Raw genomic sequence first — 17,936 nt, 5'->3', positions numbered from 1 at the left:
GAAAGTTACATTTTAGCGTTTTTTTATGTGATAAAAACCAGTTTTTTGGGGATTTTTGCTAATTTTGCAAGACCATATTACAAAATTATTGCATTGGATGAAGAAAAAGATAGTATTCATAATGAACCCTATTTCAGGCACCAGCAGCAAGGCTGCCATTCCAAGTCTGATAGAGTCAACATTGAACAAAGAGCTTTTCGAGTACGAGATTAGGATGACAGAAAGAGCTGGACATGCTTCGGAGATTGCCACCGAAGCTAAGAACAACCATGTGGATATCGTTGTGGCTGTAGGTGGCGATGGAACCATCAATGAAGTGGCTCGTTCCATCGTCCATTCCGATACCGCTTTAGGCATCATCCCTTGCGGTTCGGGCAACGGATTAGCACGCCATCTCCTGATACCGATGAACTTGAAGAAAAGCATTGAAATCATCAATCATTGCGAAATTCACGACCTTGACTACGGAGTCATCAATGAATATCCTTTCTTCTGTACATGCGGCATGGGATTTGACGCCTTTGTCAGCATGAAATTTGCAGAAAGCGGAAAGCGTGGTCCTATCAGCTATGCTGAGAATATCCTCAGAGAAGGCTTGAAGTACCAGCCGGAAACTTATACATTAGAGGACGAGACCGGAACAAAACAATACAAGGCTTTCCTGATTTCATGTGCCAATGCCTCCCAATACGGCAACAATGCATACATAGCCCCTCAAGCTTCCATGAGCGACGGACTGATGGACGTCATCATCATGGAACCTTTCGATGTGCTCGAAGCTCCACAGGTAAGTTTCGACATGTTCAACAAGACTTTGGACAAGAACTCCAAGATAAAAAGTTTCCGCTGCAAGAAACTTCATATCACCCGAAGCCAACCGGGCGTCATCCACTATGATGGCGACCCAGTGATGTCGGGAACGGAAATTGACGTACATCTTGAAGAAAAAGGCATCAAGATGATAGTCAATCCATACGCAGACAAGAATGCCCGCAAACCAAATGCCATCCAAACGGCATTTACAGAGTTCTTTAACGACCTGAATGCCATGCGTGATGACTTCAACAAGCAAAGCAAGAAAGTGGAGGCTTTAAGCAAACTTGTACAACGCAAACTGAATATTTAAATAGAAGCAGACGCATATAACCACCTTAAAACATCCCCTAAAGACGATGCGTTTAAAGATAGAATTCGTCAGTTATTTTTGCATACCATTCGCTGCGATTTCCATCTTGATTCATCATGATTTCCGTGGCATTTTCCAGTTCACCGTTTCTATGTCTGGAAAATGCCAGGAGATAGCGTTTTGGTTGTTTTCTTTCTACCGTTTTTACAGCACATTGTCTAACAAGGTAAAATCCTGATATACAGGCTTCTGATACAAAATTCTCCCTCACTTCAGAAGGCAGCACAACCGAGAAAATCCCTTTTTCTGAAAGTAAACGTTTTACACCTTGCCAGAGATCCCTAAACGGCAAGGTATCCGCATGTCGAGCCATTGCCCTTTTACTATCCGGATTTTTCAAACTATTCAGAAAAAACGGAGGATTGCTGACTATCGCATCAAATTCCTCACCAGAATAATCCTGCAACCGGCAATGGGCAACATCAATTCTATCACCAAAAGGACTGGCTGCCACATTTTCCCTTGCCTGTCCACAAGCCTCTTCGTCAATATCAATACCTACCACCTGGGCAGCAGGAAAACGCTGAGCCATCATCAAGGCTATCAACCCCGTACCACATCCTATATCGAGAATACGAGTTCCGCCAGAAGCCCATGCTCCTAACAGCACGCCATCCGTTCCCACTTTCATGGCACAACGGTCTTGTAATATCTCAAACTTTTTAAATCGAAAACCTGTCATATTCTAAATTCATGCTTCATTTAATTTTCTAACGAAAAAACACGCAATATATTTTACTTTTCAGCAAAAAACAGTCCATAAAGAAAGAAATTACACATTATAATATTAAATTTTGTATCTTTCAACCCAAAATTCACCAAAAAAGGCTATCTTTGCAAGTCAAAATGCATTTATAACAGAATATGGACAATATTAAAAATAATCAATTACACATGATCGCCGATTTTGAAGGCGACATTACGGAATTGCTAAAAGATAGAGACTCCGGGACATATCCTATTATCTGCACCCGAGACTTAGTGATCTTCCCTACTGTTCTCACCCCTATCATACTTGGCAGAAAGCAAAGTATCGCAGTTGTAGATTATCTCAAACAGAAACACGACGATCTTATTTTCTGCGCTTTTACCCAAAAGGATGCCAATCTGGATGATCCTGAAAAGGAAGACCTCTATGAAACTGGTGTTTTCTGCCGTCTCATCAAAATGGTAGAACTTCCTGGCCAGCAAAATGGACAGGTTACCATCGTAGTACAAGGTTTGGGAAAATGCAAATTGAAAAGTATCGATACAAAAAGACCATTCTATAGCGGATATGTGGAAAACATTTCTGAAGAATGGCCTAAAAAAACGGATACAGAATTCAAACTTTTGCAAAGTTCTCTGTTCTCTCAAACCATCAAGCTGATCCAAGACAGCGATGAGATACCTGATGATGCAGAGTATGCAATCAACTCTATATCCAATCCGCTGGTACGCACGAATTTCATCTTATCATCCATGCCTTTCAGCATAGAGGAAAAGATCAAGATGCTGGAAATGGATAGTATGACAGACCGCATGTTTGAAGCACTCAAATATGAGAACAGACTCAAACAGTTATTTGACATACAGTCTGACATCCGCCAGAAAACAAAGAATGATCTGGACGAACAGCAACGTGAATACTTCCTGCAACAACAGCTCAAGAACATCAAGAAAGAGCTCGGCGGAAACGATATGAGCCCAGAGAAGAAAGAGATTCTTGAGAAAGCCAAGAGCAAAAATTGGAATGAGAATATAGAGAAAATATTCAATAAGGAATTCAAGCGACTCGACACCTTGCATCCGCAAAGTCCTGACTATTCCACACAGATCAACTACCTGCAGACAATGGTAGATTTGCCTTGGAATGACTGCACCATAGATAACTTGAGTCTCAAACATGCCAAAAAGGTTTTGGACAAAGACCATTATGGCATGGAAAAGGTGAAAGAGCGCATTCTGGAATACCTCGCAGTAAGAGCTTTACGTGATGACCTGAAGAGCCCTATCCTCTGCCTCTATGGTCCTCCGGGAGTTGGTAAAACCAGTCTCGGCAAAAGTATTGCACAGGCGATGGGCCGTAAATACGTGAGAGTTTCTCTTGGCGGTTTGCACGACGAGGCTGAAATCAGAGGTCACCGCCGCACTTACATCGGTGCTATGCCTGGTCGTATCATCAAGAATATTCAGAAGGCTGGTAGCGCCAACCCTGTCTTTATCCTTGATGAGATTGACAAGATATCACAGGCCAACTTTAATGGTGATCCTTCTTCAGCATTACTGGAAGTTCTCGACCCAGAACAGAACAAGGCTTTCCATGATAACTATCTGGATATCGACTATGATTTGTCGAAGGTTCTCTTCATAGCCACAGCCAACGACCTGAGTTCTATTCCACGTCCACTGCTCGACCGTATGGAACTCATCGAAGTAGGTGGTTACATAACAGAGGAGAAGGTTGAGATTGCCAAGCGTCATCTGATTCCAAGAGAGTTGGAGAATACCGGTCTCAAGAAATATACTCCAAAGATCAAGTTCTCAAAAGCTGCCATCGAGAAGATCATCGAGCAATATACCCGAGAAAGCGGTGTGCGCCAGTTGGAGAAACAGATCAACAAAGCCTTGCGCAAAATGGCTTTCAAATTGGCTTATGAGGACATATTGGAAACAACCAACATCACCCCAGCCGAGGTAGCAACCCTCTTGGGCAATCCTCCATTCAACCGTGACATCTATCAGGGCAATGCTTATGCGGGTGTCGTTACCGGATTGGCATGGACTTCCGTGGGAGGCGAAATCCTCTTCATCGAGACTTCCCTCAGCAAGGGCAAGGCAGGAAAGCTCACGCTGACAGGTAACCTCGGAGACGTGATGAAGGAATCTGCCGTGATTGCACTCGAATATGTCAAGGCGCATATCGACCTGCTCGGAGTAGATTACAGAATTTTCAGCAACTGGAATATCCATATCCACGTACCAGAAGGTGCAACTCCTAAAGACGGACCATCTGCCGGTATCACCATTGCAACCAGTATCGCCTCTGCCCTGACTCAGCGCAAGGTTCGCAAGAATACTGCCATGACGGGTGAAATCACGCTCCGTGGAAAAGTACTCCCTGTAGGCGGCATCAAGGAGAAGATCTTAGCAGCCAAACGAGCTGGTATCACAGATATCGTGATGTGTCAGGCCAATCAGAAAGACATAGAGGAAATTCCAGAGCAATACCGCAAGGGTGTAGAATTCCACTATGTAGAGAATGTTGCTGATGTCTGGAAGTTTGCACTCACTGACGAAAAGGTGGAGCATCCTGTCGATTTCACGATTGACGACGAAGAAGAAGAAAACAAAAAATAACATCAAGACTATCATGAAGTTTGAATTACAAGTAACAGATAAAGCAAGTGATGCACGTACCGGTATCATCACCACAGACCACGGACAGATAAAGACTCCTATCTTCATGCCCGTAGGAACTGTAGGTTCTGTAAAGGGCGTACATTTTGACGAGCTTCGCAAACAGGTAAAGGCACAAATCATCTTAGGCAATACCTACCATCTCTACCTCCGTCCGGGACTGGAGGTCATCAAGGCTGCTGGCGGTCTGCACAGTTTCAATGGCTGGGACCGTCCTATCCTTACAGATAGCGGTGGTTTTCAGGTATTTTCACTGACTGGCATCCGCAAACTGAGAGAAGAAGGTTGCGAATTTCGTTCTCACATAGATGGTAGTAAACACATCTTTACTCCGGAGAATGTCATGGATACAGAGCGTATCATCGGTGCCGACATCATGATGGCATTTGATGAATGTCCTCCTGGACAAAGTGATTTCCAGTATGCAAAGAAAAGTTTGGAGTTGACCCAGCGCTGGCTGGACCGTTGCATCAAGCGCTTCGATGAGACAGAACCTCTCTATGGCTACAACCAGAGTCTCTTCCCTATCGTACAGGGATGTACCTTCCCGGAACTGAGAAGAGAAGCAGCTAAGTATGTAGCCGACAAGGGTGCCGACGGAAATGCCATCGGTGGTCTTGCCGTAGGTGAACCTACAGAAGTGATGTATGAGATGATAGAGGTGGTCAATGAGATTCTTCCTAAGGACAAGCCTCGCTATCTCATGGGAGTAGGTACTCCACAGAACATTCTGGAAGCCATCGAACGAGGGGTTGATATGTTTGACTGCGTCATGCCTACCCGAAACGGAAGAAATGCCATGCTGTTCACCTATAATGGCACCATGAACATGCGCAATAAGAAATGGGAAATGGATTTCAGCCCTGTTGATCCGGATGGTTGCGATATCGACCGCATAACAACCAAGGCATACCTCCACCACCTTTTCAAAGCACAGGAGCTTTTGGCAATGCAGATTGCCAGCATCCACAACCTCGCCTTCTATCTCCGACTGGTGACAGATGCACGCCAGCACATCGAACAGGGCGACTTCGTACAGTGGAAGCGTTCCATCATCGACCAATTAGGACGAAGAATTTAAAGAAATATAATGAAGAATTTTAAACAAATAAGGAAACATCGCAGAAGATACAAGTTTCAGCGATGGTTTGGCAAACATTTCGCATGGCTCGTAAAGGCTGCGAAATGGACTGCCCACAAGTTGAGATTCCTGAGGGTACTCAGGTTTCTCAACCTCTTCAGATATATCAAGCGATTAGACTGGTACATCATCAAGAAGTTCGTGGGATATTATTTTTTCAGTATCGCACTGATCATCTCCATTGCCATCGTATTCGACTTCAATGAGAATCTGGCCAAGTTTTCGGAGAATCATGCTCCTATGCGTGCCATCATCTTCGATTACTATGCCAACTTTGTGCCATACTTCGCCAACTTGTTCAGTGCCTTGTTTGTATTCATTGCCGTCATCCTCTTCACGACTAAGATGGCTGGCAATTCAGAAATTATCGCTATCCTCGCTTCCGGAACATCCTTCAAGCGTTTGATGCGACCATACATGCTGACGTGTGTCATGCTCTCTGCACTCTCCTACTCGCTGTCTGCATACGTGATACCACATGGTACCGTCATCAGACAGAACTTTGAAAACATGTATAAGAAGAAGGCCAAGAACACGTCTGCAGACAATGTGCAGTTGCAGGTGGACCGTGGAGTCATCGCATACATCCAGCACTACGACAATACGACCAAAAGGGGATATGGTTTCTGTCTGGATAAGTTTCAGGAGAAAAAGCTGGTCAGTCACCTTACTGCGATGGAGGTACAGTACGATACCATCTCTGATTCCAAGTACCATTGGAAGATCAGAAATTGGAAGGTACGTAAGCTGCAAGGTATGAAGGAACAAATTACCAGCGGTGCTGAAAAAGATACGCTGATAACCATGGAACCAACCGACCTGGTATATTCCAAGGGACAGCAGGAGACCTTTACCAGTCCGGAATTGAAAGAGTACATCAACAAGCAGATAGACCGAGGTTCCGGCAATGTAGTGCAATATCAGGTGGAATACCACAAGCGAATAGCAGCATCCTTTGCCTCCTTTATCCTGACCATCATCGGTCTCTCCCTCTCTGCCAAGAAGCGCAAGGGAGGAATGGGTATGGCACTCGGTGTGGGACTTGCTCTGAGTTTCGGATACATCATGCTTCAGACCGTATCGGCAACCTTTGCCATACAAGCCAACTTCCCACCTATGCTTGCTGCATGGATGCCAAATATCCTCTTTGCCGTCGTAGCATATTTCTGCTATCGCAATGCACCAAGATAATGTAAGATTGTATCATATAATAATAGATAATGTATGATGGTCATCACTTATTTCAAGAGAGGCCTACACATTATTATATATAATAATAAAGAGATTATAAATGTATTTTGACGAATTAGATTTAAATGACAATGTGCTCGATGCGTTATATGACATGCATTTTGACACATGCACCCCTGTTCAAGAGAAATGTATTCCTGAGATATTGAAAGGTAATGACGTTCTTGGTGTGGCTCAAACGGGTACCGGCAAGACTGCCGCCTATCTGTTGCCTATTCTGAGTAAGTTGGATGACGGCAGATACCCTGAAGATGCCATCAACTGCATCATCATGTCACCTACCCGAGAACTGGCACAACAGATAGACCAGGCTATGCAGGGATTCAGCTACTATCTGCAGGGAGTGAGCAGCGTGGCTGTATATGGTGGCAATGACGGCAACCGCTACGACCAGGAATTGAAGAGTCTCCGTATGGGAGCTGACGTAGTAATAGCTACTCCTGGCCGACTCATCACCCATATTAGTCTGGGAAATGTAGATTTAAGTAAGGTAAGCTTCTTTATCCTTGACGAGGCAGACCGCATGCTTGACATGGGTTTCTCTGAGGATATCATGACCATCGCCAAGAAATTGCCTCAGTCTTGCCAGACTATCATGTTTTCTGCAACCATGCCTACCAAGATCGAGGAACTGGCAAAGAGCTTGCTGAAGAATCCTATAGAAATCAAACTTGCTGTCAGCAAACCTGCCGAGAAAATCAAACAAGAAGCCTACGTCTGCTATGAGGCTCAGAAAATGAGCATCATCAAGGATATCTTCAAGGCTGGTGACCTGAAGCGCGTCATCATCTTCTGCGGCAGTAAGACAAAGGTGAAACAGCTCTCTGCTTCACTACAACAACAGAAGATCAACTGTGGCGAAATGCACTCCGACCTTTCTCAGCAAGAACGTGATGATATCATGTTCAAGTTTAAGAGCGGCCAGATTGATGTGTTGGTTGCTACGGATATTGTTGCCCGCGGTATCGATATCGATGATATCACATTAGTTATCAACTTCGACGTTCCGCACGACACAGAAGACTATGTACACCGCATCGGCCGTACCGCGCGTGCAGATAGAGACGGAAGAGCCATTACCTTGGTTACGGAAATGGATATCTACTGGTTCCAGCAGATAGAAAAGTTCCTGGAAAAAGTGGTAGAAAAGATGCCATTGCCTGCAGAGTGTGGCGAAGGTCCTGAGTATGTCAAGATGGACAAGCCTAAGAAACCAGGTAAAAACAATGGCAACGGCAAGACCTGTGCAAAGAGCCGCCGCCAGAAAGACCGCGACCAGACTGCACACAAGCGCAAGCCGAACAAACAGAACAACCGTCAGGAAAAGGCTCCTCGCCAGCAAGGTGAACAACAGGGCGAACAGGTTGCAAACAAGCCAAACAACAGAAATGGCAGAAACGGCAAACAGCAGAATGCTGACAAGCAGCAGAATGCAAATAAGCAGAATGCCGAAAAGCAGCAGAATGCAAATAAGCAACAGAACGCCAACAAGCAACAGCCAAGAAATAACCGTCAGCAGAATACCGAAGGTAAGCAGGAGGGTGAAAACAGACAAGGCGGAAAGCGCAACAATAGAAACAACCGCAACAGACAGGACAATCGCAAGAACGGCGAGCAGCGCAATAACAACCAGCGCAGCAATGCACCAGAAAACGTACGTCCTGGCAGCAACGGAAGAGGAAGAGGTGTTGCACAGAAGAAGGCTAACGAGAAATCAAATTCTCGCAAACCAACTCCAATTGTCAACCCTCAGAAGAAAGAAAATGTCGTAAAGAAATTCATCAAACGAATTTTCGGTTTCAAGAAATAGCTCTAAATTTACAACAAATTGCGAATTTTTGAGTTATTATAAAAGAAACAAAACAAAATTAATAGTGAAATGAAGAAATTAATCATCTTTTCGCTCATGCTTTTCATGGTCTCATCAGTAGCCATGGCTCAATCTTCCAGCATGACCGACGACCAAGTGATGCAATTTGTGGTAAAGGAGCACGGCTCTGGAACCTCGAATGCACAAATCGTCACCAAGTTGATGCAACGCGGTGTTGATATTTCACAGATTCGACGTGTACGCACTCGCTATGAAAAGGAAGCCAAACAAGGCGGCCTTGCCAGCGCTACAGGAAAAGTCTCATCAAACGGCTCGCGCCTACGTACCAACAATGGTAAAACCCGTGAAGATTATGGGAAAGAGGCAGATAAAGAGGCCAGCAACTACAGCAACTATAGAATCAAAGGCCAGCGCGACTACTCCTATAATCATACATACGACAATCATGATGAAGAGTACATGGATATGCAGAATGAAATGTACGGCATCTATCCAGACTCTACACAGATGCTCCGCCATTTGCTGGCTGAACAGAAGTACAATCGCAAGAAGGTCTTCGGTCGCGACATCTTTAATAATAAGGAGTTGAGCTTTGAGCCTAATATGAATATCGCAACCCCACAGAACTATCGCTTGGGTCCTGGTGATGCTGTCATCATCGACATCTATGGTGCTTCCCAGAAAACCATCGAGAGTACTGTTTCTCCAGATGGAACTGTTACCATCGAGGGGTATGGTCCGGTGAATGTCAGCGGCCTCACCGTTGCTCAGGCTAATGCAAGATTGCGCGGTACGTTAGGTAGCAGATATTCTTCCAGCCATATCAAGTTGACGGTGGGTCAGACCAAAACCATCATGGTCAATGTGATGGGTGAGGTAAAGGCTCCTGGAACCTATACCCTCTCTGCCTTCGCTACCGTTTTCCATGCCCTCTACATGGCTGGAGGAACCAACGATCTGGGTACCCTCCGTAATATTAAGGTATATAGAAACAACAGGTTGGTTACTGTAGTTGATATCTACGACTACATCCTCAATGGTAAGTTGACAGGCAATGTACGACTTGCAGACAATGATGTGATCGTAGTGGGTCCATACGACTGTCTGGTCAACATTACGGGTAAGGTAAAACGCCCAATGTTCTATGAGATGAAAAAGAACGAGAGCATCAATTCCCTGCTCAAGTATGCCGGCAATTTCACTGGTGATGCTTATAAGAAATCGGTACGTGTGAACAGAAAAACAGGAAGAGAATATGCTGTATTCAATGTTGACGAATTCGACTTTGCCAGTTTCCACATTGCTGATGGCGATTCTGTAAGCGTTGACTCCATCCTGCCAAGATATGCCAATACGGTAGAAATAAAGGGTGCTGTATTCCGTCCTGGTATGTACAATATCGGCGAACAGATCAACAGCGTTCGTTCTCTGGTAGAACATGCAGAGGGTCTTACTGAAGATGCTTTCACCAATAGAGCGGTCATGCACAGAATGAAGCCAGACCGTACATTGGAAGTTATCAGTATGGATATCGCAGGTATCATGAGCGGAAAGGTGGCAGATATTCCTTTGAAGGAAAATGATGTGCTCTTCATCCCTACCCGACAGGATAAACTGATAGAGCGAACCATCACAATCCGTGGCGAGGTACAGTATCCAGGAACCTACAAATATGCCGATAATGAAACCATTGAAGACTTCGTTCTTCAGGCTGGTGGTCTGACCGACAAGGCATCCACCGTGAATGTCAACGTAAGCCGCCGTGTTTCTGATGCCAAGGCATTGCAACCAGACAGTTTGATTGCCCAGACATTCACCCTCTCCCTGAAGGACGGTTTTGTCATTGATGGAACTCCTGGCTTTGTTCTGATGCCTTTCGACGAAGTTTCCATCCGCAAGAGTCCTGCATACAACGAACAGGAAAATGTGAGCATCGAAGGTGAGGTTATGTTTGCTGGTGCTTACACACTCACCAAGCGTAATTCCCGCATCAGCGACCTGTTCTACAAGGCAGGTGGAGCTACCAATGAGGCATATATCAAGGGAGCTCGCTTGATTCGTAGAGCCAACAGTGCAGAGAAAGCCCGTATGGAAGCGGTTCTGAAGATGCAGCGTGAGCAACAGCAGAAGAATCTCCTCCAGTTGGCAGCAAGCAGTAACAGCGGCAATCTCCAACAGGTTGCTGAAGGAGCCAAGAATGCAGAATTGGAGAAATTCAATGTTCCAGATGAATATCCTGTAGGAATCGACCTGGCTGCTGCACTCAAGAATCCTGGTTGCGATGATGACCTGGTACTGCGTGAAGGAGACCGACTGGTCGTTCCACAATATACAGGAACCGTAAAAATCAATGGTGCTGTAATGTATGCCAATACTGTTGCCTATGAAAAGGGCAAACGAGCAAGCTACTACATAGACCAGGCTGGCGGTTTTGCTTCTGATGCCATCAAGAGTAAGTCGTACATCATCTATATGAATGGTAAGGTTGCCAAGGTTGGCCATGGTGCTAAAGTTCAACCTGGTTGCGAAATTGTTGTTCCTGCCAAGTTGAAGCGCAAGATGAGTATTGCAGAAACGATGAGCCTCGGTACAAGTATGTCGAGCATCGCAGCCATGATTGCCACAATTGCTAATTTGAGCAAGTAATATTCCAATGCAAATAACACCATCTATTGAAAAATAGCACCGCTTATTTGTTTGAAATTATTTAATTTATATTTAATAAAACTCCCCAGATTCCTGACGAATCTGGGGAGTTTCTTTTTTATAATTATGTATGAATCTTATTCTGCAAAATCATTTTGCAAAGAGCAATAAAAAGGCGAGAAGTCAGGAGACCTCTCGCCGGAAATATAAAAATCTACTAATTAATCCAAGTTCAAGCTCTTCTTGATAGCCTCGATCTTCTCCATAGCAGCTGCTGTACAACGGTTATAGCAACCTGCGCACTTGAATGAAGGATCCTTTACCTCGATATAGAACTTAATCTTAGGCTCTGTACCTGAAGGACGAACACTCACCTTGGTGTTATCATCACAGAACCACTGGAGCACATTGCTTGTTGTAGGCATATTGAGCTTCTCTACACTGCCATCAGCATGCTTAGCCTCCAGAGTCTGGTAGTCCTTCCAAGTTACTATCTTGCTGCCACCCAACTCCTGTGGAGGGTTAGCACGGAAATCAGTCATCATCTGCTTGATTTCATCAGCACCCGTTTTACCAGGACGAACTACGTTTACAGTGAATTCCTTGCTGAAACCATACTCTGCATAGATCTGCATCAAGAGATCGTAGAGAGTCTTGCCCTGATCCTTAGCCCAAGCAGCGATTTCGCAAATGAGGCAGATAGAAGCAGGAGCATCCTTATCACGTACCTTATCGTATGGCAAGAAACCGAAACTCTCCTCACCACCACCGATATACTGCTGCTTGCCCTCAGAGATAGCAATCTCGCGTGCAATCCACTTGAAACCAGTGTAGCAGTCGCGCAACTCTACGTTGTTCTTCTTAGCAATCTCAGCAATTACCTCTGTTGTAACGATGGTCTTCACGAGAAAGTCTGTTGGCTTCAACTTGCCCAACTTCTTCTTGTTCTCAATGATATAGTAGCAGAACATCATGGCTGTCTGGTTACCATTGATGATCATCCATTCGCCCTTGTCATCGCGGCAAACGATAGCAAGACGGTCAGCATCTGGGTCGGTAGCTACTACGAGGTCAGCATTCAACTTAGTACCGAGCTTCATACCAAGGGTCATAGCCTCAGCATTTTCTGGGTTAGGAGAAACAACGGTTGGGAAGTTGCCATCTACAACCATCTGCTCAGGAACTACATTGATATTCTGGAAGCCCCATGAACGCAAGCAGAGAGGAACGATGACACGACCTGTACCATGCATAGCTGAGTAAACAATGTTGAGGTCCTTCTGACGATTGATGACATCCTGGTCGATCATGGCAGAATGAACAGCAGTCATATAGTCATAATCCATCTCACCACCGATAATCTTAATCAAATCCCAGTTAGCCTCAAACTTCACCTGATCGATAGTAACCTTGTTCACCTCCTCAATGATACCCGTATCATGTGGAGCCAAAACCTGAGCACCATCACTCCAGTAAGCTTTGTAACCATTGTACTCCTTAGGATTGTGAGAAGCAGTTACGTTCACACCAGCCTTAGCACCGAGCTCGCGGATAGCGAAAGAAATCTCTGGTGTAGGACGGAGGCTTTCAAAGAGATAAGCCTTGATACCGTTGGCAGAGAAGATAGCTGCAACAGTCTCTGCAAAGAGACGAGAATTGTTACGGCAGTCGTGACCTACCACTACAGAGAGGTTCTCCTCACCTGGGAAAGCCTTGAGGATGTAGTTGGCAAAGCCTTGAGTAGCCATACCTACAATATACTTGTTCATACGGTTGGTTCCTGCGCCCATGATACCGCGCAAACCACCTGTACCAAACTCCAAGTTCTGATAGAAAGCATCTACGAGAGCTGATTTGTCTTCAGCCTCGAGCATTGCCTTTACTTCATTACGTGTTTCTTCATCAAAAGCGGGAGTGAGCCACTGCTGTGCTCTTTCTTCACACTGCTTGATTAATTCTGCGTTATTAGCCATAGTCTGATTATATATATATTATTAATAATTTGAGTACAAAGATATATAAATTATTTCATAAACCCAACAAGTTTGGAGTTTTTTTTGTATTTTTGCACTTTGAAACGGAAATGAAAATAGAATAAGGCTGATATTTAGCTATATTGTATTAGTTTATGGTAATAATTTAAGATTTAAAAAATATGGAAATATATTATACGGGCGTTATCATCGCCATTTCCACCTTTTTAATAATAGGTATCTTTCATCCTATCGTGATGAAGACTGAATATTATACGGGCATCCGGTTCTGGTGGATATTCCTCGTTGCCGGCATTCTCTGCATCGGTGCAGCCTTTCTGATTGCCGATGTACTCTTCTCTGCCATTTTAGGCGTGATAGGTGCCTCCTGTCTGTGGAGCATCGGTGAACTCTTCGAACAGAGAGAGCGATGCGAGAAAGGCTGGTTCCCGAAAAATCCGAAACGGATTGGAAAGGGATATTACAGGGACGAGGAGAAAGTGAAGAATGAAGAGTGAAGAATAAAGAACGATCATGAAGACAGAACTGATATTGGTCGGAAAGACCGTAAACAAGCATTTTATTGCGGGCATCAAGGACTATGCTGAGCGCATCACCCACTATATGCCCTTCAATATTACAACTATTCCTGAGCTCAAGAATACGAAAAGCCTCAGCGAACAGCAGCAGAAGGAAAAAGAAGGGGAAATGATTCTAAAACTCCTGCAACCTTCAGATACCGTTGTATTGATGGACGAACATGGTCAGGAATTCCGCAGCATCGAATTTGCCAAGTGGATAGAACGTAAGCAGGCTACTGCCAGAAGACTTGTCTTCATCATTGGTGGTCCTTATGGTTTCTCGCAGGCTGTTTATGACCGTGCCAACGAGAAGATTTCCCTCTCCAAGATGACTTTCTCGCATCAGATGGTGCGCCTCATCTTCACGGAAGCGCTCTATCGTGCCTGTACTATTATAAAAGGTGAACCTTATCATCATGAGTAAAGGTAAAAAGGTAAAAGGGTAAAAAAGTAAAAAGTAAAAAATGGCAAAAGATAAATATATTGAGATAAAAGGAGCCAGGGCTAACAATCTCAAAAACATAAATGTCAAGATACCTCAAGGTAAATTTGTTGCCATCACGGGTGTCTCTGGTTCTGGTAAGTCATCGTTGGCTTTCGACACACTCTATGCCGAAGGTCAGCGCCGTTATGTGGAATCTCTATCTTCATACGCCCGACAGTTTTTGGGTCGAATGAGCAAACCAGAATGTGACTTCATCAAGGGATTGCCACCTGCCATCGCCATCGAGCAGAAAGTTATTTCCCGTAACCCACGTTCCACCGTGGGCACCAGTACTGAAATTTACGAATATCTCAGATTGCTCTATGCACGCATAGGAAAAACTATCTCTCCTATCAGCGGACAGGAGGTAAAACGCCATACCACAGAAGATATCTTATCTTGTACCCGACAATATTCCAAGGGAACCAAGTTTGTTATCCTTTCCCCTCTTCACATCGCTGAGGGACGGAGCCTCAGCAAGCAGTTGGAGATGTATATCCAGGAAGGATATGCACGCATCTTGGTGAAAAATGAGTTCGAACGCATCGAAGACTTTCTGGAGAAAGCCAATAGCGGCGAAATGCTTTCGCCTGAAGTAAGCATGAAGGATCTTCTTGAAGCCTCTGACGAAAAACTCAAGAAGCTGATGACTGAAACGGGGATGGAAATCTTTCTCGTGATAGACCGTTCTTCCGTAAGTGAAGAAAAAGATGATATCAGCCGTCTCATGGATTCTGCGGAAACGGCATTCTACGAGGGAGATGGCGCCTGCCGCCTCCTGTTCTTGCCAAGCAAGATTGCCTATGATTTTTCTACCCGTTTCGAAGCTGATGGTATGACCTTCGAGGAACCGTCAGACAATATGTTTTCCTTCAATTCTCCCTTAGGTGCCTGTCCTACCTGCGAGGGTTACGGAAGTGTAATCGGAATCGACGAAAAACTCGTCATCCCTAATACTTCCCTGAGTGTTTATGACGGTTGTGTAGTTTGCTGGCGAGGCGAGAAGATGGGTATGTGGCTCAAGGAATTTATCCGCAGAGCTGAACCCTATAATTTTCCTATCTTCAAACCATACTTCGAACTCTCTCAAAAAGAGAAAGATTGGCTTTGGCATGGTCTTCCTTCCGAGAAGGATCGTGAGCCACACGACAGGGTAAGCATTGACGAATTCTTCAGAATGGTGAAGGAAAACCAATATAAGATACAGTACCGCGTGATGCTCAGCAGATTCCGCGGCAAGACGATTTGTCCAGATTGCCACGGCACTCGCTTAAAGAAAGAAGCCAACTACGTGAGGATTGGCGGCAAAAGTATTACTGAACTCGTGGAGATGTCTATCACCAATCTCAAGATCTGGTTTACCAAACTGGAACTGACCGAACACGAGAAATGCGTGAGCAAAAGACTTTTTGCCGAGATTACCAACCGTCTGCAGTTCCTGCTGGATGTGGGACTCGGTTATCTCACGCTCAATCGTCTTTCCAACTCCCTTTCAGGAGGTGAAAGCCAGCGCATCAACCTAACCACCAACTTAGGTTCTTCACTTGTAGGAAGTGTCTATATTCTCGACGAGCCAAGCATCGGTCTTCACAGCAGAGATACAGCACGACTCATCAAGGTGCTGAGAGAATTGCAGCAATTAGGAAATACGGTAGTCGTCGTAGAGCATGACGAGGAAATCATGCGGGCTGCCGACTACCTGATAGATATCGGTCCGGATGCTGGTCGTCTGGGCGGTCAACTGGTTTATGCCGGTCCTGCTTCGGAGTATTCTACTACCGACAAGGAAGCCCAGCAGAAGCTCTTGGAGAAATACCCTGATAGTTACACCATCAAGTATCTCACCCATCATGAAAAGATAGAAACACCAACAAGCCATCGTGCCTGGAACCGTTTCATCGAAATCAAGGGTGCCAGAATGAACAACCTGAGAGGCATCGACGTCAAGTTGCCACTCAATGTTTTTACGGTGGTGACAGGTGTCTCTGGTTCCGGCAAGAGTTCACTCATCAAGGGAATCCTCTTCCCTGCCATGCGCCGCCATTTAGACTTGGTGGCAGATGCACCAGGTGAGCACTTAGGCTTAGAAGGCGATGTCAACGCCATCAAGCATGTGGAGTTTGTGGATCAGAACCCTATCGGTAAAAGTTCCCGCAGCAACCCTGCCACCTATCTGAAGGCATACGATGCCATCCGTTCGCTCTTTGCCAACCAACCGTTGTCAAAACAGATGGGATTCACTCCTGCCTATTTCTCCTTCAATGCTGAGGGAGGAAGATGTGAAGAGTGCAAGGGAGCAGGTTATGTAACAATCGAAATGCAATTCATGGCAGACCTGGTTTTGCAATGCGAAGCATGCAAAGGCAAACGATTCAAGCACGATATCCTTGAGGTACAATACGGAGGTAAGAATATTAATGATGTGCTCAACATGACCGTGAACGAAGCTATCGAATTCTTTGCAGACGAGAAGAACCAGCACAATAATGGTGACTTCGATTCCTGCCGCGTCATCGTCAGCCGTTTACGCCCTTTGCAGGAAGTCGGATTAGGCTATATCAAGCTCGGACAGAATTCAAGTACGCTTTCTGGTGGAGAAAACCAGCGTGTCAAACTTGCCTTCTTCATCGGTAAGGAAGATCAGGAACCTACCCTCTTCATCTTCGACGAGCCTACCACCGGTCTGCACTTCCATGATATCAAGCGACTGCTTCATGCTTTCAATGCACTCATTGAGAGAGGGCACTCACTGGTTGTCATCGAGCATAATCTTGATGTCATCAAATGCGCCGACTATATCATCGACCTCGGTCCTGAAGGAGGTGACAAGGGTGGCAACCTGGTTGTTGCCGGTACGCCAGAGGAAGTGATGCAATGCAAGAAGAGTCTTACAGGACAATTTCTGGCTCAATTGCTTGATAAAGAATAGAATATCGCATGATTAAGTATAAAATATTGTAAAAAAGTAGCAGAATACTAAACTTTATGCGTAACTTTGCATCCAAATATGCAAATAAAAGTTGAATATAAATAAAATCAAAGATATGAAAAGATTTATCTTAGCGCTGACAATGCTTGTTGCCATGGTAGCAACAGCAAGCGCACAGGCAGAAATCAAGTTTGACAAAGTGGTACACAACTTTGGCAACTTCAGTGAGAAGTCTCCTGTACAGAAGACTACTTTCACTTTCACAAACGTAGGCAATAAGCCATTGATTATCAATCAGGCCATCGCCAGTTGCGGCTGCACTATTCCAGCCTATACCAAGCAGCCTATCGCACCAGGTCAGAAAGGTCAGATTACTGTAACATACAATGGCAAGGGTATGTTCCCTGGTCATTTCAAGAAGTCTATCACCGTTCGTAGCAATGGCAACGTTGAGATGACACGCCTTTACATCGAGGGTGTCATGGTGGAAGAACAGAAATAAATCTGATTGCACT

12 protein-coding genes are annotated in these 17,936 nt (G+C 44.9%); 10 read left to right on the top strand and 2 right to left on the bottom strand.

Translation table 11 applies throughout. The features are described from left to right. Positions 1–97: 97 nt before the first annotated feature. Complete coding sequence (locus DW917_RS05975) at positions 98–1,126, top strand: diacylglycerol kinase family protein (RefSeq protein ID WP_118117130.1); 1,029 nt, start codon at positions 98–100, stop codon at positions 1,124–1,126. 52 nt (positions 1,127–1,178) lie between these two features. Here DW917_RS05975 and DW917_RS05970 read toward each other — a convergent pair whose 3' ends face one another. Next, on the bottom strand, positions 1,179–1,868 hold the full coding sequence (locus DW917_RS05970) for a tRNA1(Val) (adenine(37)-N6)-methyltransferase (protein ID WP_118117129.1): 690 nt from the start codon (positions 1,866–1,868) through the stop codon (positions 1,179–1,181). Positions 1,869–2,050: 182 nt separating this feature from the next. On the opposite strand from DW917_RS05970, the gene lon reads away from it, so the two are divergent. From lon to DW917_RS05945, 5 genes are all read left to right on the top strand, one after another. After that, complete coding sequence (gene lon / locus DW917_RS05965) at positions 2,051–4,525, top strand: endopeptidase La (RefSeq protein WP_118117128.1); 2,475 nt, start codon at positions 2,051–2,053, stop codon at positions 4,523–4,525. Positions 4,526–4,538: 13 nt separating this feature from the next. Then, a complete protein-coding gene (gene tgt / locus DW917_RS05960; protein ID WP_118117154.1) occupies positions 4,539–5,666 on the top strand; it encodes a tRNA guanosine(34) transglycosylase Tgt in 1,128 nt (375 codons plus the stop codon). Between the two features lie 9 nt (positions 5,667–5,675). Continuing rightward, positions 5,676–6,917 (top strand): LptF/LptG family permease, encoded by a 1,242-nt coding sequence (locus DW917_RS05955; protein WP_118117127.1) that lies wholly within the window; start codon positions 5,676–5,678, stop codon positions 6,915–6,917. Positions 6,918–7,017: 100 nt separating this feature from the next. Then, positions 7,018–8,787: a DEAD/DEAH box helicase gene (locus DW917_RS05950; RefSeq protein WP_118117126.1), complete on the top strand. Its 1,770-nt coding sequence runs from the start codon at positions 7,018–7,020 to the stop codon at positions 8,785–8,787. Between the two features lie 69 nt (positions 8,788–8,856). Continuing rightward, positions 8,857–11,454 (top strand): SLBB domain-containing protein, encoded by a 2,598-nt coding sequence (locus DW917_RS05945; RefSeq protein WP_118117125.1) that lies wholly within the window; start codon positions 8,857–8,859, stop codon positions 11,452–11,454. A gap of 221 nt (positions 11,455–11,675) precedes the next feature. On the opposite strand, the gene DW917_RS05940 is transcribed toward DW917_RS05945, so the two are convergent. Then, positions 11,676–13,427, bottom strand: a complete 1,752-nt coding sequence (locus tag DW917_RS05940; RefSeq protein ID WP_118117124.1) for a phospho-sugar mutase — start codon at positions 13,425–13,427, stop codon at positions 11,676–11,678. Between the two features lie 182 nt (positions 13,428–13,609). Here DW917_RS05940 and DW917_RS05935 point away from each other — a divergent pair, with 182 nt between their 5' ends. The 4 genes from DW917_RS05935 (at position 13,610) to DW917_RS05920 (ending at position 17,923) form a co-directional block, all read left to right on the top strand. Next, the gene (locus DW917_RS05935; RefSeq protein ID WP_118117123.1) at positions 13,610–13,945 is read left to right on the top strand and encodes a DUF4491 family protein; all 336 of its coding nucleotides are present in this window, start codon (positions 13,610–13,612) and stop codon (positions 13,943–13,945) included. 16 nt (positions 13,946–13,961) lie between these two features. Further along, complete coding sequence (rlmH, locus tag DW917_RS05930; protein WP_118117122.1) at positions 13,962–14,432, top strand: 23S rRNA (pseudouridine(1915)-N(3))-methyltransferase RlmH; 471 nt, start codon at positions 13,962–13,964, stop codon at positions 14,430–14,432. 40 nt (positions 14,433–14,472) lie between these two features. Further along, positions 14,473–17,421 carry an excinuclease ABC subunit UvrA gene (gene uvrA, locus DW917_RS05925; protein ID WP_118117121.1) on the top strand — a complete coding sequence of 983 codons (2,949 nt, stop codon included), beginning with the start codon at positions 14,473–14,475 and terminating at the stop codon, positions 17,419–17,421. A gap of 115 nt (positions 17,422–17,536) precedes the next feature. Next, positions 17,537–17,923 (top strand): DUF1573 domain-containing protein, encoded by a 387-nt coding sequence (locus tag DW917_RS05920; RefSeq protein ID WP_118117153.1) that lies wholly within the window; start codon positions 17,537–17,539, stop codon positions 17,921–17,923. Positions 17,924–17,936 lie beyond the last annotated feature (13 nt).

The sequence above is a fragment of the Prevotella sp. AM42-24 genome (assembly GCF_003461825.1).
Lineage (GTDB): Bacteria > Bacteroidota > Bacteroidia > Bacteroidales > Bacteroidaceae > Prevotella > Prevotella hominis.
Note: the sequence above shows the minus strand (reverse complement) of the source record. Positions and strands in the feature narration are given on the sequence as shown.

Excerpts from the sequence above, each read along its gene's own strand:
- DW917_RS05975 (WP_118117130.1), top strand. The coding sequence starts at position 98 with ATGAAGAAAAAGATAGTATTCATAATGAACCCTATTTCAGGCACCAGC.
- DW917_RS05970 (WP_118117129.1), bottom strand. The coding sequence starts at position 1,868 with ATGACAGGTTTTCGATTTAAAAAGTTTGAGATATTACAAGACCGTTGT.
- lon (WP_118117128.1), top strand. The coding sequence starts at position 2,051 with ATGGACAATATTAAAAATAATCAATTACACATGATCGCCGATTTTGAA.
- tgt (WP_118117154.1), top strand. The coding sequence starts at position 4,539 with ATGAAGTTTGAATTACAAGTAACAGATAAAGCAAGTGATGCACGTACC.
- DW917_RS05955 (WP_118117127.1), top strand. The coding sequence starts at position 5,676 with ATGAAGAATTTTAAACAAATAAGGAAACATCGCAGAAGATACAAGTTT.
- DW917_RS05950 (WP_118117126.1), top strand. The coding sequence starts at position 7,018 with ATGTATTTTGACGAATTAGATTTAAATGACAATGTGCTCGATGCGTTA.
- DW917_RS05945 (WP_118117125.1), top strand. The coding sequence starts at position 8,857 with ATGAAGAAATTAATCATCTTTTCGCTCATGCTTTTCATGGTCTCATCA.
- DW917_RS05940 (WP_118117124.1), bottom strand. The coding sequence starts at position 13,427 with ATGGCTAATAACGCAGAATTAATCAAGCAGTGTGAAGAAAGAGCACAG.
- DW917_RS05935 (WP_118117123.1), top strand. The coding sequence starts at position 13,610 with ATGGAAATATATTATACGGGCGTTATCATCGCCATTTCCACCTTTTTA.
- rlmH (WP_118117122.1), top strand. The coding sequence starts at position 13,962 with ATGAAGACAGAACTGATATTGGTCGGAAAGACCGTAAACAAGCATTTT.
- uvrA (WP_118117121.1), top strand. The coding sequence starts at position 14,473 with ATGGCAAAAGATAAATATATTGAGATAAAAGGAGCCAGGGCTAACAAT.
- DW917_RS05920 (WP_118117153.1), top strand. The coding sequence starts at position 17,537 with ATGAAAAGATTTATCTTAGCGCTGACAATGCTTGTTGCCATGGTAGCA.